15 protein-coding genes and 4 pseudogenes are annotated in these 17,984 nt (G+C 51.1%); 11 read left to right on the forward strand and 8 right to left on the reverse strand.

The window, feature by feature from the left end:
• Positions 1 to 104 precede the first annotated feature (104 nt).
• On the forward strand, positions 105 to 1,004 hold the full coding sequence (locus EOS98_RS01010; protein WP_000462482.1) for a LysR family transcriptional regulator: 900 nt from the start codon (positions 105 to 107) through the stop codon (positions 1,002 to 1,004).
• 136 nt (positions 1,005 to 1,140) lie between these two features.
• Here the strand turns inward: EOS98_RS01010 and EOS98_RS01015 are convergent, their stop codons facing one another.
• Entirely contained in the window at positions 1,141 to 1,794 is a 654-nt protein-coding gene (locus EOS98_RS01015; RefSeq protein WP_126523757.1) for a LysE family translocator, read from the reverse strand.
• 182 nt (positions 1,795 to 1,976) lie between these two features.
• On the opposite strand from EOS98_RS01015, the gene EOS98_RS01020 reads away from it, so the two are divergent.
• Together EOS98_RS01020 and EOS98_RS01025 are read left to right on the forward strand one after the other, a co-directional pair.
• Positions 1,977 to 2,264, forward strand: a complete 288-nt coding sequence (locus EOS98_RS01020; protein ID WP_000965889.1) for a DUF1778 domain-containing protein — start codon at positions 1,977 to 1,979, stop codon at positions 2,262 to 2,264.
• Positions 2,252 to 2,737, forward strand: a complete 486-nt coding sequence (locus EOS98_RS01025) for a GNAT family N-acetyltransferase (protein WP_000533909.1) — start codon at positions 2,252 to 2,254, stop codon at positions 2,735 to 2,737. The genes EOS98_RS01020 and EOS98_RS01025 overlap by 13 nt, the downstream gene beginning before the upstream one ends.
• Before the next feature lie 370 nt (positions 2,738 to 3,107).
• Here the strand turns inward: EOS98_RS01025 and cueP are convergent, their stop codons facing one another.
• From cueP to EOS98_RS01040, 3 genes are all read right to left on the reverse strand, one after another.
• Positions 3,108 to 3,647 (reverse strand): copper-binding periplasmic metallochaperone CueP, encoded by a 540-nt coding sequence (cueP, locus tag EOS98_RS01030; RefSeq protein ID WP_126523758.1) that lies wholly within the window; start codon positions 3,645 to 3,647, stop codon positions 3,108 to 3,110.
• 172 nt (positions 3,648 to 3,819) lie between these two features.
• The gene (gene cspA / locus EOS98_RS01035) at positions 3,820 to 4,032 is read right to left on the reverse strand and encodes an RNA chaperone/antiterminator CspA (protein WP_000014594.1); all 213 of its coding nucleotides are present in this window, start codon (positions 4,030 to 4,032) and stop codon (positions 3,820 to 3,822) included.
• 287 nt (positions 4,033 to 4,319) lie between these two features.
• Entirely contained in the window at positions 4,320 to 4,610 is a 291-nt protein-coding gene (locus tag EOS98_RS01040) for an HTH-type transcriptional regulator (RefSeq protein WP_000455790.1), read from the reverse strand.
• A gap of 438 nt (positions 4,611 to 5,048) precedes the next feature.
• Between EOS98_RS01040 and EOS98_RS01045 the strand changes: the two genes are divergently transcribed.
• The gene (locus tag EOS98_RS01045; protein WP_000190524.1) at positions 5,049 to 5,759 is read left to right on the forward strand and encodes a DUF3053 domain-containing protein; all 711 of its coding nucleotides are present in this window, start codon (positions 5,049 to 5,051) and stop codon (positions 5,757 to 5,759) included.
• 49 nt (positions 5,760 to 5,808) lie between these two features.
• Here EOS98_RS01045 and ghrB read toward each other — a convergent pair whose 3' ends face one another.
• Both ghrB and EOS98_RS01055 read right to left on the reverse strand, forming a co-directional pair.
• On the reverse strand, positions 5,809 to 6,783 hold the full coding sequence (gene ghrB, locus EOS98_RS01050) for a glyoxylate/hydroxypyruvate reductase GhrB (protein ID WP_000804684.1): 975 nt from the start codon (positions 6,781 to 6,783) through the stop codon (positions 5,809 to 5,811).
• A gap of 218 nt (positions 6,784 to 7,001) precedes the next feature.
• Positions 7,002 to 7,664, reverse strand: a complete 663-nt coding sequence (locus EOS98_RS01055) for an OmpA family lipoprotein (RefSeq protein ID WP_000747548.1) — start codon at positions 7,662 to 7,664, stop codon at positions 7,002 to 7,004.
• A gap of 152 nt (positions 7,665 to 7,816) precedes the next feature.
• Here EOS98_RS01055 and EOS98_RS01060 point away from each other — a divergent pair.
• Positions 7,817 to 10,149 (forward strand): annotated as a pseudogene (locus EOS98_RS01060) (molybdopterin guanine dinucleotide-containing S/N-oxide reductase).
• On the opposite strand, the pseudogene EOS98_RS01065 reads toward EOS98_RS01060, so the two are convergent.
• A pseudogene (locus EOS98_RS01065) lies at positions 10,118 to 10,557 on the reverse strand (N-acetyltransferase). The pseudogenes EOS98_RS01060 and EOS98_RS01065 sit on opposite strands and share 32 nt — an antisense overlap.
• Positions 10,535 to 11,223: pseudogene (gene tag / locus EOS98_RS01070) on the reverse strand (DNA-3-methyladenine glycosylase I). Before tag ends, EOS98_RS01065 begins: the two co-directional pseudogenes overlap by 23 nt.
• 49 nt (positions 11,224 to 11,272) lie before the next feature.
• Between tag and EOS98_RS01075 the strand changes: the two are divergent.
• The 6 genes and pseudogenes from EOS98_RS01075 (at position 11,273) to lpfE (ending at position 17,967) form a co-directional block, all read left to right on the forward strand.
• Positions 11,273 to 11,976, forward strand: a pseudogene (locus EOS98_RS01075) (autotransporter domain-containing protein).
• Positions 11,977 to 12,493: 517 nt separating this feature from the next.
• Complete coding sequence (gene lpfA / locus EOS98_RS01080; protein ID WP_001518613.1) at positions 12,494 to 13,018, forward strand: long polar fimbria major subunit LpfA; 525 nt, start codon at positions 12,494 to 12,496, stop codon at positions 13,016 to 13,018.
• Between the two features lie 84 nt (positions 13,019 to 13,102).
• Entirely contained in the window at positions 13,103 to 13,801 is a 699-nt protein-coding gene (lpfB, locus tag EOS98_RS01085) for a long polar fimbrial chaperone LpfB (RefSeq protein ID WP_001082125.1), read from the forward strand.
• A gap of 22 nt (positions 13,802 to 13,823) precedes the next feature.
• Positions 13,824 to 16,352 (forward strand): outer membrane usher protein LpfC, encoded by a 2,529-nt coding sequence (lpfC, locus tag EOS98_RS01090; RefSeq protein WP_126523760.1) that lies wholly within the window; start codon positions 13,824 to 13,826, stop codon positions 16,350 to 16,352.
• A 17-nt stretch (positions 16,353 to 16,369) separates the two neighbouring features.
• Positions 16,370 to 17,434, forward strand: a complete 1,065-nt coding sequence (gene lpfD / locus EOS98_RS01095; RefSeq protein ID WP_126523761.1) for a long polar fimbrial protein LpfD — start codon at positions 16,370 to 16,372, stop codon at positions 17,432 to 17,434.
• A gap of 5 nt (positions 17,435 to 17,439) precedes the next feature.
• The gene (gene lpfE / locus EOS98_RS01100) at positions 17,440 to 17,967 is read left to right on the forward strand and encodes a long polar fimbrial protein LpfE (RefSeq protein WP_017441629.1); all 528 of its coding nucleotides are present in this window, start codon (positions 17,440 to 17,442) and stop codon (positions 17,965 to 17,967) included.
• The last annotated feature ends 17 nt before the right edge of the window (positions 17,968 to 17,984 follow it).

Below are 17,984 nucleotides of genomic sequence, written 5' to 3' on the forward strand. Positions count from 1 at the left end.
GACGAACCTTGTATTAGATGTTGTATAGGGCTTTACCAGATTGCGCCTGTGGACTCATACTGTCTAATCCAATCAGAGAATTGATTTATACTGGATTTGTATATATGTTTGAGTTAAGCCAACTGAGATTTTTCCTCGCCGTTGCTACCGAACTGAATTTTTCGCGCGCAGCAAAACGGTTAAATATGACGCAGCCGCCTCTCAGCAGGCAGATCCAGCTGCTGGAACATCAACTGGGTGTTGAGCTGTTTGATCGCACTACTCGATCAGTAGTGCTCACGGCCGCTGGCAGGCGATTTTTTATCGAGGCGCAGGATTTATTGCAGCGCGCGCATGTGGCGATGCTGAACGCGCAGAAGATGTCACAGGGCAATATTGGCTCGGTAAATATCAGCTTTGTGGCGAGCGCAGTATATGCATTTTTGCCGATGGTAGTCGCCAGGGGTAAAGAGCGTTATCCGCACATTGATATCTCGCTCAAGGAGATGACCACCGGTGAGCAATTCGAAGCTCTACGCCTGCGGCAAAGCGATATTGGCCTGGTGCGTGCCCCTTCGGCTTTGACCGGGGTGAGCAGTGAAATTCTGGTGAGCGAGCCGTTTGTGCTGGCGGTGCCACGTCAGCATGAGCTGGCGACGTTGTCGGATATTACAATTGCCCATCTCGATAAACAGCCGTTTATTATGTACGCGTTATCCGCCTGGCAGCCATTTTATGAACTGCTGACCGGGATGTTCCGCTCAAATAATATACAACCGGATTATGTGCAATATATTGGCTCAACGCTGACAATTCTCTCACTGGTAAACGCCGGTATGGGTATGGCGTTCGTCCCGGAAAGTGCTGCGCGTATTTTGTTTGATAATATCGTCTATCGCCATATTACCTTGCCCGCAGGGATTGAAAGCCTGCTGTATCTGGCCTGGCGCGATGACAATGATAATCCTGCCTTTAAAGTGATGCTTGAATTAATAAAATTCTCAATGGTTCTAAAGAAGAAGTGACATGTTCTCCATAAACAAACATAAAACAATGCTGGCAACGTCCGCTTCTGGTTGTGAGTTCAACGGGACGAGCTAACTGCGCTGAAGGTCCGCAGTGAGCGAGAAACGGATACTGGGTTTACCGTTTCGGTAAAACTTAACGGGCAGATTTCGATACTACACCAGACCCGCTAAACAACATGCGGATACCCAGGCCAATCATGACAACGCCTGTAAATCGTTCCTGCCATTTGATAAAGTCTGGGTGTTTACCCAGCCAGTTCCCAAATGTCCCTGATGCCATCGCGACTGACCCCAGGGAAACAATTCCTGCCAGCTTTTGGATACTCCCCAGAACAAGCAATTGCATCCAGACAGGACCCGCGGCGGGATCGACAAACTGAGGAAGAAAAGCAAACATGAACAGCAGGGATTTTGGGTTAGTCAGGCTGTTCAGGGCGCCTTCCTTAACGGCATTCCAGTCAGAAATTTTTGCAGTTTTTCGCAGCCGCGTATCAGTGCCTGAAGTCGCAATCATTTTTATGCCCAGCCACATCAGATAAGCCGCACCAGCCCACCTTAGCAGATCCAGCGCAACCGGCCAGGCATGAACAACGGTTACCAGCCCCAGGACAAGAAAAGAAACTTGCACAAAACCTGCTACAAATACATTGCCCAGTACCGTAAGCATTGCAATACGTCTTCCCTGACCAACTCCTCTGGCGATAGTCAGCATCATGTCTGGCCCCGGAGAAATCTCCAGAAGCATCAGCGCGAGAAGGAAAGCCATAAACGTTTCGATGGAAGGCATCCTGGTTGAGTCCGGAAAAATATTTCCGCTACGTTACCTCAGTCAGTTTCGAGCCGAAAGCGAAATATACTGTAATTTCCGCTTCTGGCACAAAGCGAACATCAGTATTCAAAAAATGAAAAACGACGACTTGATGTATACCGTTTGCTATACATGGTGGTTGTGCTATTCTTGTAAAGCAAATGCTATACAAGGGGTGTCTCATGAAATCAGATGTTCAACTTAACCTTAGAGCTAAGGAATCGCAGCGGGCGCTCATTGATGCAGCTGCGGAAATCCTTCACAAGTCACGTACAGATTTCATTCTGGAAACGGCCTGCCGGGCTGCCGAGAATGTGATCCTTGACCGCCGTGTATTTAACTTTAACGATGAGCAATATGAGGAGTTCATTAATCTGCTTGATGCACCGGTCGCAGATGATCCCGTTATCGAAAAACTGCTGGCAAGGAAACCTCAGTGGGACGTGTAACAGCACCAGAACCTTTGTCCGCTTTTCATCAGGTAGCTGAGTTCGTCAGCGGTGAAGCTGTGCTCGATGACTGGTTGAAGCAAAAGGGCCTCAAAAACCAGGCTCTCGGAGCGGCCAGAACATTTGTGGTGTGCAAGAAAGACACGAAGCAAGTAGCCGGTTTTTACTCTCTGGCCACCGGTAGCGTCAACCATACAGAAGCGACAGGCAACCTTCGGCGTAACATGCCAGATCCCATCCCTGTCATTATACTTGCCCGTCTTGCTGTCGATCTCTCATTCCATGGAAAAGGGCTTGGTGCTGATTTACTTCATGATGCAGTGCTTCGTTGCTATCGGGTTGCCGAGAATATTGGTGTACGTGCAATCATGGTTCATGCACTTACCGAAGAAGCTAAAAATTTCTACATTCACCATGGTTTCAAATCATCACAAACTCAGCAGCGAACATTGTTCCTTAGGCTCCCTCAATAGAATGCAAAGACTGTTATGTTCAAATCGCTATAAGCGATAATTTGATAGAACGTCTAAGGTTAAATTCAGGAAGAATACGACGAACAAAATATTGATGAGACAGGAATCCGCGTGATGCAAGAAAACAACGGAATGGATAATTCGATTGCGGACAATGTTATTTAGTTATAGCCAGAAACAAAAAAGAGCCCATGTATTAAATGGACTCTTTCGCTGATGCCTCGGTTAATCTGTCCAGGTTTTTGGGTCAGTACAAAGTGAGCCCACCTCTGCCATTCTTGTGGCGTTATGCATTCTCAAGGCACTCTGCTAATTTTATCTTGTTGGCGTTTTATAGGCCCGATAACCCATTATGTTATCGGGCATTTTTTTAACGTAATGGTAATTCCGTCAGACAGGTCTGGCTGTCATCACTGGTGGCAATGGCATGTGACGCCGTTTTACCGTTGTAGCTTACTTCGAGCGTCCCTTCCATATTGCGCGGTAGCCAAACACCGATAAATCCGTTTCGATAGCTTTGCATCTCTTTTTGTACGATGACAGCGCCTTTACTGTCTGTCACTTTTACAGTGAACGGTTTATTCGGCATTTCTCCCTGACAGCCGGAAAGGCTGTGGTTAAAACAGGGGTGTGTCCGCCATTCATAGGGCGCAAAAGAGAGATAGAATTTGTCGCCTAACGGCAGCGTATAAATCTGCTCTCCGTCAGATAATTTGAGTTCGGTACTGGTAATCGACGCGGAGTAAGGCAAAGGACGGCTCTGCGGCGTCTGATCAATCGAATCCACGATCTGCTCAACCGTTTTTCCCGCCAGCCCATGTTGCGCCAGAAAAGCGGATTCTGAGGATGCCGCAAGCGCGGAGCCGCTGGCGCATAAACCCAAAAGTAATAACCATGATGATTTCGACATAACTTCAATTCCTTGTGAACAATCTCCTTGCCTACTATAGGGGTTCCCCTAAGGGAAAGGTCAAAGGGACGCAGGGTAAAGTAATGCAAAGTTATGCTGGGGGAGAGGGGGGAATTGGAATAAAAAAATCCCCGCCATCAGGCAGGGATTCAAAATTCTGAGCTTTTTAAGCTTACAGGCTGGTTACGTTGCCAGCTGCCGGGCCTTTAGCGCCGCTTTCGATGGTGAAGGAAACTTTCTGACCTTCGTCCAGAGATTTGTAACCATCGTTCTGAATAGCGGAGAAGTGTACGAACACGTCTTTAGAACCGTCATCAGGAGTAATAAAGCCGAAGCCTTTATCAGCGTTGAACCATTTTACGATACCAGTCATTTTACCGGACATAGTGTATTACCTTTTAAAAAATAAGTGTGCCTTTCGGCGTTATGGCGTGCTTTACAGATTTTTTAAGCGTTAAGGAAATGCGCACTACGAGGGGTATCTAATGGATAACTCTTGAAGGGACTTGCCTTACTAAACTGCTTTAATGGTCTGTACGTCAAACCGTTGAGCACATTAACTCATGTAATGCCGGGCGATGCAACTTTTATTTTACTTTATTTCTCCAGGTCAGGAATCGGGCGGGGAAAACGGTCCTTACGCAGGACCGTTAAAACAGAAAGGGGTAAAAGTTACTCCATCAATTGCTTACTTAAGCGTGGGTTCGCCTGTATCAGGCGCATCAATTTGAGCTCTGCTGGCGTGGGTTTTTCGCGTTTCGATTCCCATTCCTGAACCATGGCAACCGTTACGCCCAGCGCTCTGGCGAATTCATCTGTTTTTAGTCCCGTTCCTCTCCGTAACTGTTCAAATTCGGTAAAAGGATTGGGTTTTTGCGTCAGGGTGATCTTTCGCGTTTCATCTTTAAAAACAATTTGTTCCAGGCTGCTCAGCAGCTCAAACATCGGATCTTTATATTCCATTGAGAACTCCTGTAAATCACACAGCGGGATCGTGAAGTGCATCGAAGCCTCTTAAGAATAGTCGGGAAACTTGCGGGTGGGGGGCGACGCGCCGCCAGGAAGCGCTATCGATTCGTTTCGATGCCTTACGCTACGCGACTTTTAGGACGCTAACAATTTGATCCAGGAAGGTATATCCGTCTTTCAGAAAATAATTGTAAAGATTAAAAAAATATTACACTCCCCGCTGGAAAGCTTTCTTGCCGCGTTTTTTATCGCAGTGTCAGGCCAAAAATTAACAATAAAATAACAAATTAAGCATTGATGCAGATAAACATAATTTTCCGCTACAAGATCGCGTGGAAAGGGTATCCTGCAAGCCTGACCTGGACTATCCTTGTAAGCCGTCAGGCACGCAGGTGTCGTTGTGTGCATTTTTGGGTGAAAGGAGTATTAACAATGGCGACAGGTAAGTCCTGCTCTCGCTGGTTTGCGCCTGTTGTGGCGTTATTAATGGTGTTTAGCCTGAGCGGGTGTTTTGATAAAGAAGGCGATCAGCGCAAAGCGTTTGTCGATTTCCTGCAGAATACAGCAATGCGTAGCGGAGAGCGTTTACCAACGCTGACGGCCGATCAGAAAAAACAGTTTGGTCCGTTCGTGTCTGATTACGCGATACTGTATGGCTACTCGCAGCAGGTAAACCAGGCGATGGATTCCGGTCTGCGCCCGGTGGTCGATAGCGTTAACGCCATCCGCGTTCCGCAGGATTATATGACGCAACGCGAGCCGCTGCGGCAGGCAAATGGTTCGTTAGGCGTGCTGGCGCAACAGTTGCAGAATGCAAAACTGCAGGCTGATGCCGCGCATGGCGCGTTAAAGCAGGCCGATGACCTGAAACCTGTGTTTGATCAGGTCTACAAAAAAGTAGTCACCGTGCCGGCAGATGCTTTGCAGCCGCTGATCCCGGCGGCGCAGATCTTTACGCAGCAGTTGGTACAAGTGGGCGATTATATTGCGCAACAGGGCGAGCAGGTGAGCTTCGTCGCGAACGGCATTCAGTTCCCGACCTCACAGCAGGCCAGCCAATATAATGCGTTGATTGGGCCGTTGGCCTCGCAGCATCAGGCGTTTAATCAGGCCTGGACGGCGGCGGTAAACGCAACCCAGTAATGACAGTCTGCCCGATAAGCGCAAGCCAGCGCTTATCGGGCCTGTAGCGTTATCCCGCCGCCTGCGGGTTGACGCAGTTCTTCTCTATTTTTCCCTGCAGCGCATCAATCAAATTATCCACCGCACAGGCCATCATATTGTAGCGCGTCTCATGCGTTGCCGAGCCAATATGCGGCACCGCGACGACATTAGACATGTTCAGCAGGGGGGAATCCACAGATAGCGGTTCATGCTCAAAGACATCCAGACCTGCCGCATATATTTCACCGTTTTGCAGCGCGGCAATCAGCGCGTTTTCATCGACCACCGGGCCGCGTCCGGCATTAATAAAAATGGCGGACGATTTCATTCTGGCAAACTGTGTTGCGCCAAACAGATGTCGCGTTTCTGCCGTTAGCGGCAGGATCACGCAGACAAAATCAGCCTCCTGCAACAGCGTATCCAGATCGCAGTAGCGGGCGTTAAACCGGTCTTCCGCCTCCTGATGCCGCCGACGAGCGTGATAGAGAACCGGCATGGTAAACCCAAAGTGCGCTCGCTGCGCCAGCGCCATCCCGATACGCCCCATCCCAATGATACCGAGTGTTTTGTGATGCACATCGACGCCAAACCACGCCGGGCCAATGCTTTCTGTCCATTCACCCGCCTTAACCCGTTCTGCGACGTCCACCACGCGGCGGGCAGTGGCCAGCATCAATGCCATCACCGTATCGGCAACGGTTTCCGTCAAAACGGTAGGCGTGTGCATCAGGACTATTTTGCGGGCAGTAAGGGCGTCCACTTCGACATTATCGTATCCCACCGAGATGGTCGACGCCGCGCGTAGCGCCGGCATTTTTTCCAGCAGCGCGCGGTTAACGGTTTCGCTGGCGCCCAGAAGGCCTTGCGCGCTGGCAAATGCCTGCGCGTGTCGCGCGACCGTTTCCGGATGCAGGTTCGGTACCTGGGTGACGGTAAAATGCGCCTCCAGGCGATGCAGCAAATCATCAGGCAGGGTTTTGTAGAGAATGATGGACGGCTTCATGCGACTCTCCGTAAATCAAAAGGTAAGCGCGGCATGCGCCAACCGGAACAGGCTTATTATTAACCCGCTTAGCAATAATCGACCAGCCGATTTTCCCGCTGTCGGCAGCCGTATCGTGGTAAATGGTGAATGAATACCGAATAATGCGAGGTGTATCCGGTCTGGCGAGGGAATAATGCAGGCCGGGTAAAGCATGCCGCCTTACCCGGTACGGTAGTTTACTGCAATGGACTCAAGGTAATTTCGACGCGGCGGTTTTGCGCTTTACCTTCTGCCGTACTGTTGCTGGCGATCGGGTTCGCCGGACCCATTCCGCTGGTACGGATACGGCTGGCGTCGACGCCCTGGGTGATCAGCGAACTGGCGACGGAGTCAGCACGCTGCTGCGACAGACGCATATTCAGATCGTGGCTACCGGTACTGTCGGTGTAGCCCACCACATTGACGGCGGTCTTGGGATACTCTTTCAGCACCATCGCCACGCCGGTCAGCGTGTTAGCGCCTGCCGGTTTCAGCGTCGCGCTGCTGCTGTCGAAGGTGACATTATTCGGCATATTCAGAATGATATTATCGCCGCTTCGCGTCACGCTAACGCCTGTGCCCCGCATTTTGTCACGCAGTTTCGCTTCCTGTACGTCCATGTAGTAACCCACGCCGCCGCCCAGCGCCGCGCCAGCCGCCGCGCCAATCAGTGCGCCTTTACCGCGATCTTTTTTGGAGGAGGAGAGCGCGCCGATGCCTGCGCCGACCAGCGATCCAATACCCGCGCCAATGCCGGATTTACCTGCTTCGCGCTCGCCGGTGTAAGGGTTTGTTGTGCAGCCAGATACTGCCAGGGCGCCGCTCACGATGGCAGCAATCACAAATACACGTTTTTTCATCTTAAATCCTTATCACTTTTTTATTTTTACCACAGCGACCGTGGCGGTTGATTATGACGTCTGCACATGAAGAAAATTCCAGGGAAAACTCTGAAATTTGTAAGTAACATTGATCGGCAAAATAAATAATCCCAATAATTCAGGAGCGAACCTTGACCCACGCACCATCGCGTCATTCGGTATTGACCGCCGCACACTGGGGCCAGTCCGCGTTGAAACCGACGGAGAACGCATTTTTGCCTCGTATGGCGAACTCCCGACGGCACACCAGAACTCCCTGCAAACCGTTGTGCATGACCAGGTACACAGTAAAACGCGGGTTCGCTTCCCGATGGTGCGTAAAGGGTTCCTGGCTTCTCCCGATAAGCCGCAAGGCATACGCGGGCAGGATGAGTTTGTTCGCGTAAGTTGGGATGACGCGCTGGATCTGATCCACGCTCAGCACAAACGTATTCGCGAAAGTTATGGGCCATCGTCCATCTTCGCCGGCTCCTACGGTTGGCGTTCGAACGGCGTATTGCATAAAGCGGCTACGCTATTGCAGCGTTACATGGCGCTGGCGGGAGGGTATACCGGCCATCTTGGCGATTATTCCACCGGCGCGGCGCAGGTTATCATGCCTTATGTGGTGGGTGGTAACGAGGTTTACCAGCAGCAGACTAGCTGGCCGGTGGTGCTGGAACACAGCGATGTGGTGGTGCTCTGGAGCGCGAACCCGCTGAATACTCTGAAAATTGCCTGGAATGCCTCGGATGAACAGGGGCTCGACTATTTTGCGGCGTTGCGACAAAGCGGCAAGCGCCTGATCTGCATCGATCCGATGCGATCGGAAAGCGTCGACTTTTTTGGCGATAAGATGGAGTGGATCGCCCCACATATGGGCACCGATGTGGCGTTAATGTTGGGAATCGCCCATACGCTGGTGGAAAACGGTTGGCAGGATGAAACGTTCCTTGCCCGCTGCACGACGGGTTATGACCGCTTCGTCGACTATCTTTTGGGCACGACCGACGGTACGGCCAAAACAGCGGAATGGGCGGCGGAAATTTGCGGCATTTCTGCGGTGAAAATCCGCGAACTGGCGGAAATATTTCATCATAACACCACCATGTTGATGGCTGGTTGGGGAATGCAGCGTCAGCAGTTCGGCGAGCAAAAGCACTGGATGATCGTTACGCTGGCCGCAATGCTGGGGCAAATTGGTACGCCTGGCGGCGGGTTTGGTTTTTCTTATCATTTTGCTAACGGCGGAAACCCGACGCGCCGCGCCGCCGTGTTAGCCTCGATGCAGGGAAGCATCCCTGGCGGGGTCGATGCGGTAGATAAAATACCGGTGGCGCGTATTGTCGAGGCGCTGGAAAACCCCGGTGGGTTTTACCAACACAATGGGATGGATCGCCGCTTCCCGGATATTCGTTTTATCTGGTGGGCGGGCGGCGCGAACTTTACTCATCATCAGGATACCAACCGTCTGATTCGCGCGTGGCAAAAACCGGAACTGGTCGTTATCTCGGAATGTTTCTGGACGGCCGCCGCGAAACACGCGGATATTGTTCTGCCTGCGACCACCAGCTATGAGCGTAACGATTTAACCATGACCGGCGACTATAGCAATCAGCATTTGGCGCCGATGAAGCAGGTCGTGTCGCCCCGGTGGGAGGCGCGGAATGATTTTGACGTTTTTGCTGAACTGAGCGAACGGTGGGAAGCCGGTGGTTACGCTCGGTTCACCGAAGGAAAAAGCGAGCTGGCGTGGCTGGAGACTTTCTACAATATTGCCGCCCAGCGTGGCGCCAGTCAGGGGGTGACGCTGCCGCCGTTTGCCGCATTCTGGCAGGCTAACCGTTTACTGGAGATGCCGGAAAATCCCGCCAACGCGCAGTTTGTGCGCTTCGCGGATTTTCGCCGCGATCCTGATAACCATCCGCTAAAAACGGCCAGCGGCAAAATCGAAATCTATTCTACGCGCATTGCCAGCTATGGTTACGCGGATTGTCCCGGTCATCCGATGTGGCTGGTGCCGGATGAGTGGCACGGGAACGCCGATGCGGGGCAGGTTCAGCTACTTTCCGCGCATCCGGCGCACCGTCTGCATAGCCAGCTCAACTACAGTTCATTACGGGAGCGGTATGCGGTAGCCGGACGCGAACCGGTGACGATTCATCCGCAGGATGCGACAACGCGCGGAATCGTCGATGGCGATACGGTACGTGTCTGGAATCATCGCGGGCAGGTTCTGGCGGGCGCGGTCGTTACCGACGGAATTCGGCCTGGCGTGATCTGTATTCACGAAGGCGCATGGCCGGACCCTGAACCTACCGCAGGCGGCATATGCAAAAACGGCGCGGTAAACGTCCTGACAAAAGATCTTCCCAGTTCCCGGCTGGGGAACGGTTGTGCGGGCAACACCGCGCTGGTCTGGTTTGAGAAATATACCGGCCCGGCGCTACCGCTTACGGCGTTTGATCCGCCTGCCAACTCATAATCCAGGTGGGGTGGGCGGTATCCTCCTGCCAGGCGCTATCTTCAATACGAAAACCAAGCGCATGGTAGAAGTTTACGGCGGATTGATTTTTCTGGTAAACCTCAAGGCTCAGCAGAGGAAAACGTTGCTGGACATATTCCAGAAGCGCTTTGCCAATGCCGTGTCTTAACGCGTCGGGGGCGACAAACAGCGCCCCGACAAAACGGGCTTCCAGTACGCTGACGAAGCCTTTCAGTTGCCCATTTTCCTCCCATACCCAGGTTTGCGCGGCGGGTAAATAGACGTCGCGTACAATTGCTTCGCTCTCGTGCCAGTAACGTTCTTCGATAAAGGGATGGCATAAATGGTACTTTTCATCCACAGCGCCAGAATAGACGCCATGTCTTCACTCTGGGATTTGCGAATCATGTTTTTCTCCCGGATGGCAAAAACAGCCGGTAATATGGTCGTTGACCAGTCCGCACGCCTGCATAAAGGAGTAACAGATAGTCGTACCGACAAACTTGAAACCGCGTTTTTTCAATGCCTTAGCAAGCGCATCGGACGCAGGTGTTGAGGTAGGGATCTCATCCAGGCTGGCCGCCTGGGTGATCTGCGGCTGGCCATCAACGAATGACCAGACAAAATCGGCGAAAGACTCGCCGTTTTGCTCCATCGCAAGCCAGGCGCGGGCGTTACTGATAATGGCCTGAATTTTACCGCGATGTCGTATGATGCCCGTGTTCTGCAGCAGGCGTTCAACATCCTCCTCCTGCATAGCTGCGATGCGTACGGGTCAAACTGATGAAAACAGGCGCGGTAGTTCTCCCTCTTTTTAAGCACGGTGATCCAGGATAAACCGGCCTGTTGACCTTCAAGACAGATCATTTCAAACAGCTTTCTGCTGTCAGTCTCCGGTACGCCCCACTCGTTATCATGATAGGCAATATAAAGGGGGTCCTGGCTGACCCAGTCGCAACGCTGCATAGACTTCCTCGTTATTGTGGTTACCGCGAAAATTTCCTTCAACCCGCCCTTGACGGGCTCGCTAAAAGGACAATAGTTAATACAGGGCTGATGCCCGACATCCTTCATTCAATGACAATAATATCGCCGAATTCGGCTCTACTCTGGAGTCGCGTTGATGATTGTAAGAAAACGCCGTGGTCGCCGGACATTGCGTTGTCTGGCGGGCCTTATGGCCTGCTCGTTTTTTATCAATACAGTATGCCTGGCAACAAGAATATATCGCTGAAGCGGCTCCGGGGCATACGACGGAACGCTATACCTGGGACAGCGATCACCAACCGAATTACAACGACATACTGGCCGAACGTATTCAGTCTACGCAAAATACGGTGGGTCCGGTGCTTAGCCTGGCGGATGAAAACCCGCTTGATGCGACCAGCGGTATCAGTATGGGCTGGAATTTTCCGCTTTCCCGACGCGTGGACCACTGGGCCGGTCGCGGCGTTGCATTACGACGGTTCGACGTCATCAATGTATAACGAATATGGCGATAGCGCGACGACATTAGCACTTACCGATCCGTTATGGCACGCCAGCGTCAGTACGTTAGGCTGGCGGGTAAACTCGCAGTTCGGCGATGTCCGTCCCTGGGCGCAAATCAGCTATAACCAACAGTTTGGGGAAAATATCTGGAAAGCGCAGTCCGGGTTGAGTCGTATGACCGCAGGAAATCAGGCGGGAAACTGGTTGGATGTCACCGTAGGCGCGGACGTGTTACTTAACCCGCACATGGCGGCGTATGCGGCGTTTTCCCAGGCGGAAAACAGCGCTACGGATAGTGATTATTTGTATACCCTGGGGGTGAGCGCCAGGTTTTAACTTAAAAATTACCATCGAAACGCTGTGATAACAGATCTTGTGGCGGAAGTAGGGTGCTAACCTTCTGCGTTATCTTTGCACTGTTAATCATCTTGCTGGCAGTTTCCACCACTATTCGCCAGCCGCAGCGGGAGGGGGTTAGCGAAGCGTCTGCGTAACACATGCAACACCAGGCATACAGCGCACCCATTTGGTGCTATTTTTTTTATTTAGCACAAATGCCTAATCAATTGTAGTTAAAAAAACGTCTAATAAATAAGGAAGGCATTTAACTTATTTATGAGTCAGAAGAAATAATATATTATTTATATTAATTTATTCTTAATAAAAATTTACATTTATGTACGTTACATTTGTAACATATTGATTTCTATTTTTTTTAAGATTAACTAAAAATTATTTTTATATATACTAATTATTGTATCCAATACCCACCTCTATACACTCCATTTCCTCACAGAATGCAGATAATCCTAAGGATGCGTTCTGTTATCTACCGTCATAAATGGAGTTTTTAATGAAAAAAGTTGTTTTTGCTCTGTCTGCTCTCGCTGTAGTTTCCACTTCTGCTTTTGCTGCTGAATCTGGTGACGGCACCATTAAATTCACCGGTGAAATCGTTGACGCGCCATGCGTCGTTTCTACTGACTCTCAGAACCAGGAAGTTGTGCTGGGTCAGGTGAAGAAAAATATCTTCAAAGCCATTGGCGATAAATCTGTTTCCAAGCCTTTCCAAATCAAACTGGAAGACTGTGACATCACCTCTCAAACCAAAGTTAACGTGAGCTTCGCTGGCGTTGGAGATGCAGACGACGCGACACTGGTTTCTGTTAACACTGAAGCAGGTGCGGCAACTGGCGTGGGCATCGGTATCTACGACAACGCTAACAAGCTTGTTGAAATGAACACCGGTAAATCCACCACTACGCTGGCTGCTGGTCAGACCGTGCTGTACTACACCGCTAACTACGTTGCAACAAAAGATACTGTAACCACTGGTTACGGTAACGCAGAAGTGGACTTCAACCTGTCCTACGAATAATCGAATTTTCGTTAATACAGTCAATCATAATGGCAACGGAAATCCCGTTGCCATTTTTTCCAGCGGAGGCTCAGGAAGAGAATCATGAACCGCTCACGTTTGATATCTTGCACAGCACTGGTGCTGGCGCTGATTGCTCAAAACAGTTTTGCCGGTGGCGTGGCATTAAGCAGCACACGTGTTATTTATGACGGTAGTAGAAAGGAAGCTTCTCTTACGGTAAATAATAAAAGCACCACGGATGAATTTCTCATTCAGTCATGGATTGATGATGCTAACGGTAATAAAAAGACGCCCTTTATCATCACTCCACCGTTATTTAAATTAAGCCCGACTAAAAATAACGTTTTACGTATTGTTAATACGACGAGCACGTTACCGCAGGATCGCGAGTCCGTTTATTGGATTAACGTAAAAGCTATTCCTGCCAAAAGTGAAGACGCGGAAGCTAAAAACGTACTGCAGATCGCCGTACGTACCCGCTTAAAACTGTTCTATCGTCCGGCGGGCCTGAAAGGCAATAGCATGGACGGCTGGAACAAACTGCAGTTCACCAGCGCAGGGGCTAACCAGATCAAAGTGGAAAACCCATCTGCCTTTAACCTGACGTTTAATAAATTTTATGCCAACGGCCGTGATATTGAAAAAACGGGAATGGTTCCGGCAAAAGGCTCATTGAATATTGAACTGCCAGCCGGCACCGGCAAGGTAAGCGAAGTTAAATACAACATTATTAATGACTTTGGCACGGCTGGCGACATGTTGACACAGCGCGTTAACTAACACGTTTTAAAGGATTATTACTATGACATGGACGCATCTTCCTCTGGGCAATAAGACCTCGCGTTTCACGCAGTCTGCGCTTGCGCTGATGATAGCGAGTACGCTCCCCGCGTATGCGGGAACATTTAACCCGCGCTTTCTGGAGGATGTGCCGGGTATTGATCAGCACGTTGACCTTTCAATGTATGAATCCAATAAAGCTGAACACCTGCCAGGTAAATACCGCGTCTCGGTGGTGGTCAACGAAAAAAAAATGGAGTCTCGCACCCTGGAGTTTAAGGCAGCGACAGAGGCGCAGCGCGCAAAAATGGGTGAATCCCTGGTGCCGTGCTTAAGCCGCGTGCAGCTTGAAGATATGGGCGTGCGTATTGATAGCTTCCCAGCGCTGAAAATGGCCCCGCCTGAAGCCTGTGTTGCTTTTGACGACATTATTCCCCAGGCCGCCAGCCATTTCGATTTTGCAGACCAGACCCTGATCATGAGCTTCCCGCAGGCTGCGATGAAGCAGACAGCGCGCGGTACGGTGCCAGAATCGCAGTGGGACGAAGGGGTGAATGCCCTGCTGGTGGATTATAACTTCTCCGGCAGCAACGCCAGCTATGACGCGCACGACAGTGATACCAACTACAACAGCGACAGCTACTATCTGAACCTGCGCAGCGGTATGAACCTGGGGGCATGGCGATTACGTAACTATAGTACCTGGACGCGAAACGACGGTAACAACACATGGGATAACATTGGCACATCCCTAAGCCGTGCCATTGTGCCGCTGAAATCACAACTGACGTTGGGGGATACCTCCACCGCCGGTGATATTTTTGACAGCGTTCAGATGCGCGGGGTGCAGTTAACTTCCGACGAAGAGATGCTGCCTGACAGCCAGCGCGGGTTTGCGCCCGTCATCCGGGGTATTGCCAAAAGTAACGCCGAAGTCACCGTTGAGCAGAACAACTACGTTATTTACCGTACGTTTGTTCAGCCGGGTGCGTTTGAAATTAACGACCTGTATCCAACCTCAAACAGCGGCGACCTGACGGTCACCATTAAAGAATCGGACGGCAGTGAGCAGAAGTTCGTTCAGCCGTTCTCCTCGGTGGCGCTCCTCCAGCGTGAAGGCCATCTCAAGTACAGCCTTTCCGCCGGGGAATACCGTGCCGGGAACTATAACAGCGCCGAGCCGAAATTCGGGCAGCTTGATGCCATGTACGGCCTGCCATATGGCTTTACCGTTTACGGTGGTGCGATCTTCTCTGACGACTATTACTCGCTGGCGGGAGGATTAGGTAAAAACTTCGGTTATATCGGCGCGATCTCCATCGATGTAACCCAGGCAAAAAGCAAGCTGGCAAATGAGGAGAATTCGGAAGGTCAGTCTTATCGTTTCCTCTACTCCAAGAGCTTTAACAGCGGTACCGATTTCCGTCTGCTGGGTTACAAGTATTCGACCAGCGGCTATTACACCTTCCAGGAAGCGACGGATGTGCGCAGCGATGCGGACAGCTCTTATAGCCAGTATCACAAACGTAGTCAGATTCAGGGCAACGTAACGCAGCAACTGGGCGCCTGGGGCTCGGTCTATTTTAACGTCACGCAGCAGGACTACTGGAACGATGAAGGTAAACAGCGTTCGCTGAATGCCGGTTATAACGGTCGTATTGGCCGCGTGAACTACAGCATTGCTTACACCTGGACGAAAAGCCCGGAATGGGATGAGAGCGATCGTTTACTGTCATTCTCCATGTCGATTCCACTGGGGCGCGTGTGGAGTAACTACCACCTCACGACCGATCAGCATGGCCGAACCAACCAGCAGTTAGGGGTGAGCGGCACCGCGCTGGAAGACCACAACCTGAACTATAGCGTGCAGGAAGGCTACGGCAGCAACGGCGTGGGTAACAGCGGCAGCGTGAACCTGGATTACCAGGGCGGCGTGGGTAGCGCCAGTCTGGGTTACAACTACAACCGTGACGGCCAGCAGGTGAACTACGGTTTGCGCGGCGGTGTAATAGCCCATAGCGAAGGTATCACTCTTTCTCAACCGCTGGGTGAATCCATGGCCATTATCTCCGCACCGGGGGCGCGCGGCGCGCACGTGATCAACAACGGTGGTGTGGAAGTGGACTGGATGGGTAATGCGGTCGTGCCTTATCTCACTCCGTACCGTGAAACGGAAGTCTCACTGCGAAGCGACAGCCTGAACAACCAGGTTGACCTGGATACCGCCTCCGTCAACGTAGTGCCGACGCGCGGCGCGATTGTTCGTGCCCGCTTCGATACCCGAGTGGGCTATCGTGTGCTGATGAACCTGACGCAGGTCAATGGCAAAGCGGTGCCGTTTGGTGCAACCGCCACGCTGCTGGATACCACAAAAGAGTCCAGCAGTATCGTGGGTGAAGACGGTCAGCTTTATATCAGCGGGATGCCGGAGAAAGGTGCCCTTCAGGTGAACTGGGGTAAAGACCAGGCACAGCAATGCCGCGTGGCGTTTACGCTGCCGGAACAACAGGATAATACCGGCGTGGTGATGGCGAATGCCGTCTGCCGGTAACAGGGAAGGAAACAATTATGTTGAAAAAGTTGATGATGTTTGCGGGCCTGCTGGGTGGGTCGGTGCTGTTTTCTGGTCAGGCGCTGGCGGCAGCGGATTGGGGGCCGTGTACACCTGACGGCGGGACCCATGTTTTTTCGGCCACGCTGAACAAAACCATCACTGATACGTCAAAGAATGCCTCAGGTATGGTTTTCCGTGATTTTTGGTCGTGGGATTTAGGGGGGGATTACGATGCTGTTTGTGAATGTCCAGCAGGGACTGGTACGGCATCGACATATTATAAAGCTACTTCCCCCCTCGCTTTTGGCCACAGCGAAGGTGAACGTCAATATTTTATTATCAATAATAATATCCAGATTTCAGTCGATGTTTGGGTTCAGGGACACTATCAGGATTATAAAACAGCGCCATTTTCTAATTTAGATAATCTGTCCGCCGCCAGAGCAGGCTGTGATGAGGGTGGTGTACGGTTCACAACAGGAAGTAAAGGAAAATTATCCCTTTATATTAATCAACCATTTGTCGGTGAGCTGCAAATACCGAGTACAAAGATACTGGACTTGTTTGGCACCCACAAATCAGACGTTTATAACGCCAGTCCGTTGGCATCCGTATATTTAAGTGGGAGCATCATCGTTCCACAGGGCTGTGAACTCTCCAGCGGCAGCACGCTGGAAATTCCGTTTGGGGAATTTAAGGCCAGTGATTTTAAAGATCGCAAAGGACAAGTTGCAAAGAACGCCACGAAATTCACCAAAGAGCTGCAGTTTAAATGCACCAATATTTCCGATGGCGTAAAGATCTTCCTGCGTATTGAGGGAATGCCAAACGCTAATGATTCGAATGCCATCGACATGGGCAACCCGGATATCGGTGCCATCATTGAGGGCGCTAACGGTAAGATTTTGGTGCCAAATGACGCCAGTGTTAATCAGGAGCTGAGCGTATCGGGTCTTGTTGACGACACGCACCGTACCGCCTCAACGACCATTTCGGCTTACCCCATCAGTACCACCGGCAAATTGCCGGCCGCCGGGGATTTCGAGGGAATTGCCACCATGCGTATTGATGTGGAGTAAGCAGGATGAAAAACCTTCATGCTTTGATGCCAGCGTGTTTACTGCTTACCACTTCCGCGATGGCGGCACCGTCGAATATCGGTTCTGCTGGTGATATCCACTTTACCATTACTATTAAGGCGGCTACCTGTGAACTGGAAAACGACAGTATCGACGTCAATATGGAGACTGTGGTGCTTCAGCGCCCGGTAAAAGTGGGTAAAGAGCTGAACCAGAAAAACTTTAGCATCGGCTTAAAAGATTGCGCGTATGCCACAAAGGCCAGCGTTACGATGGACGGTTCTCCGGACCCGACTGACCCCTCGCTTTTTGCCCTGGATAGCGGCGGCGCGACGGGCGTGGCGTTAAAAATTAAAACGTCTGGTGAGGTGCAACAATACCCCTCCAGTACCGACTCTACGCCCGTAGAACACACCGTCTGGTTTGATGGTACTAACAAGCTGAACTATATCGCCAGCTATGTGCCTGTTAAGCCGGATGCCACCGTTGGCCCAGCGAATGCGACGGTGAATTTTAGCGTCACATACGAATAATCACTGAGGGCCAGTTC

This window comes from Salmonella sp. SSDFZ69 (assembly GCF_004010755.1).
Classification (GTDB): domain Bacteria; phylum Pseudomonadota; class Gammaproteobacteria; order Enterobacterales; family Enterobacteriaceae; genus Salmonella; species Salmonella enterica.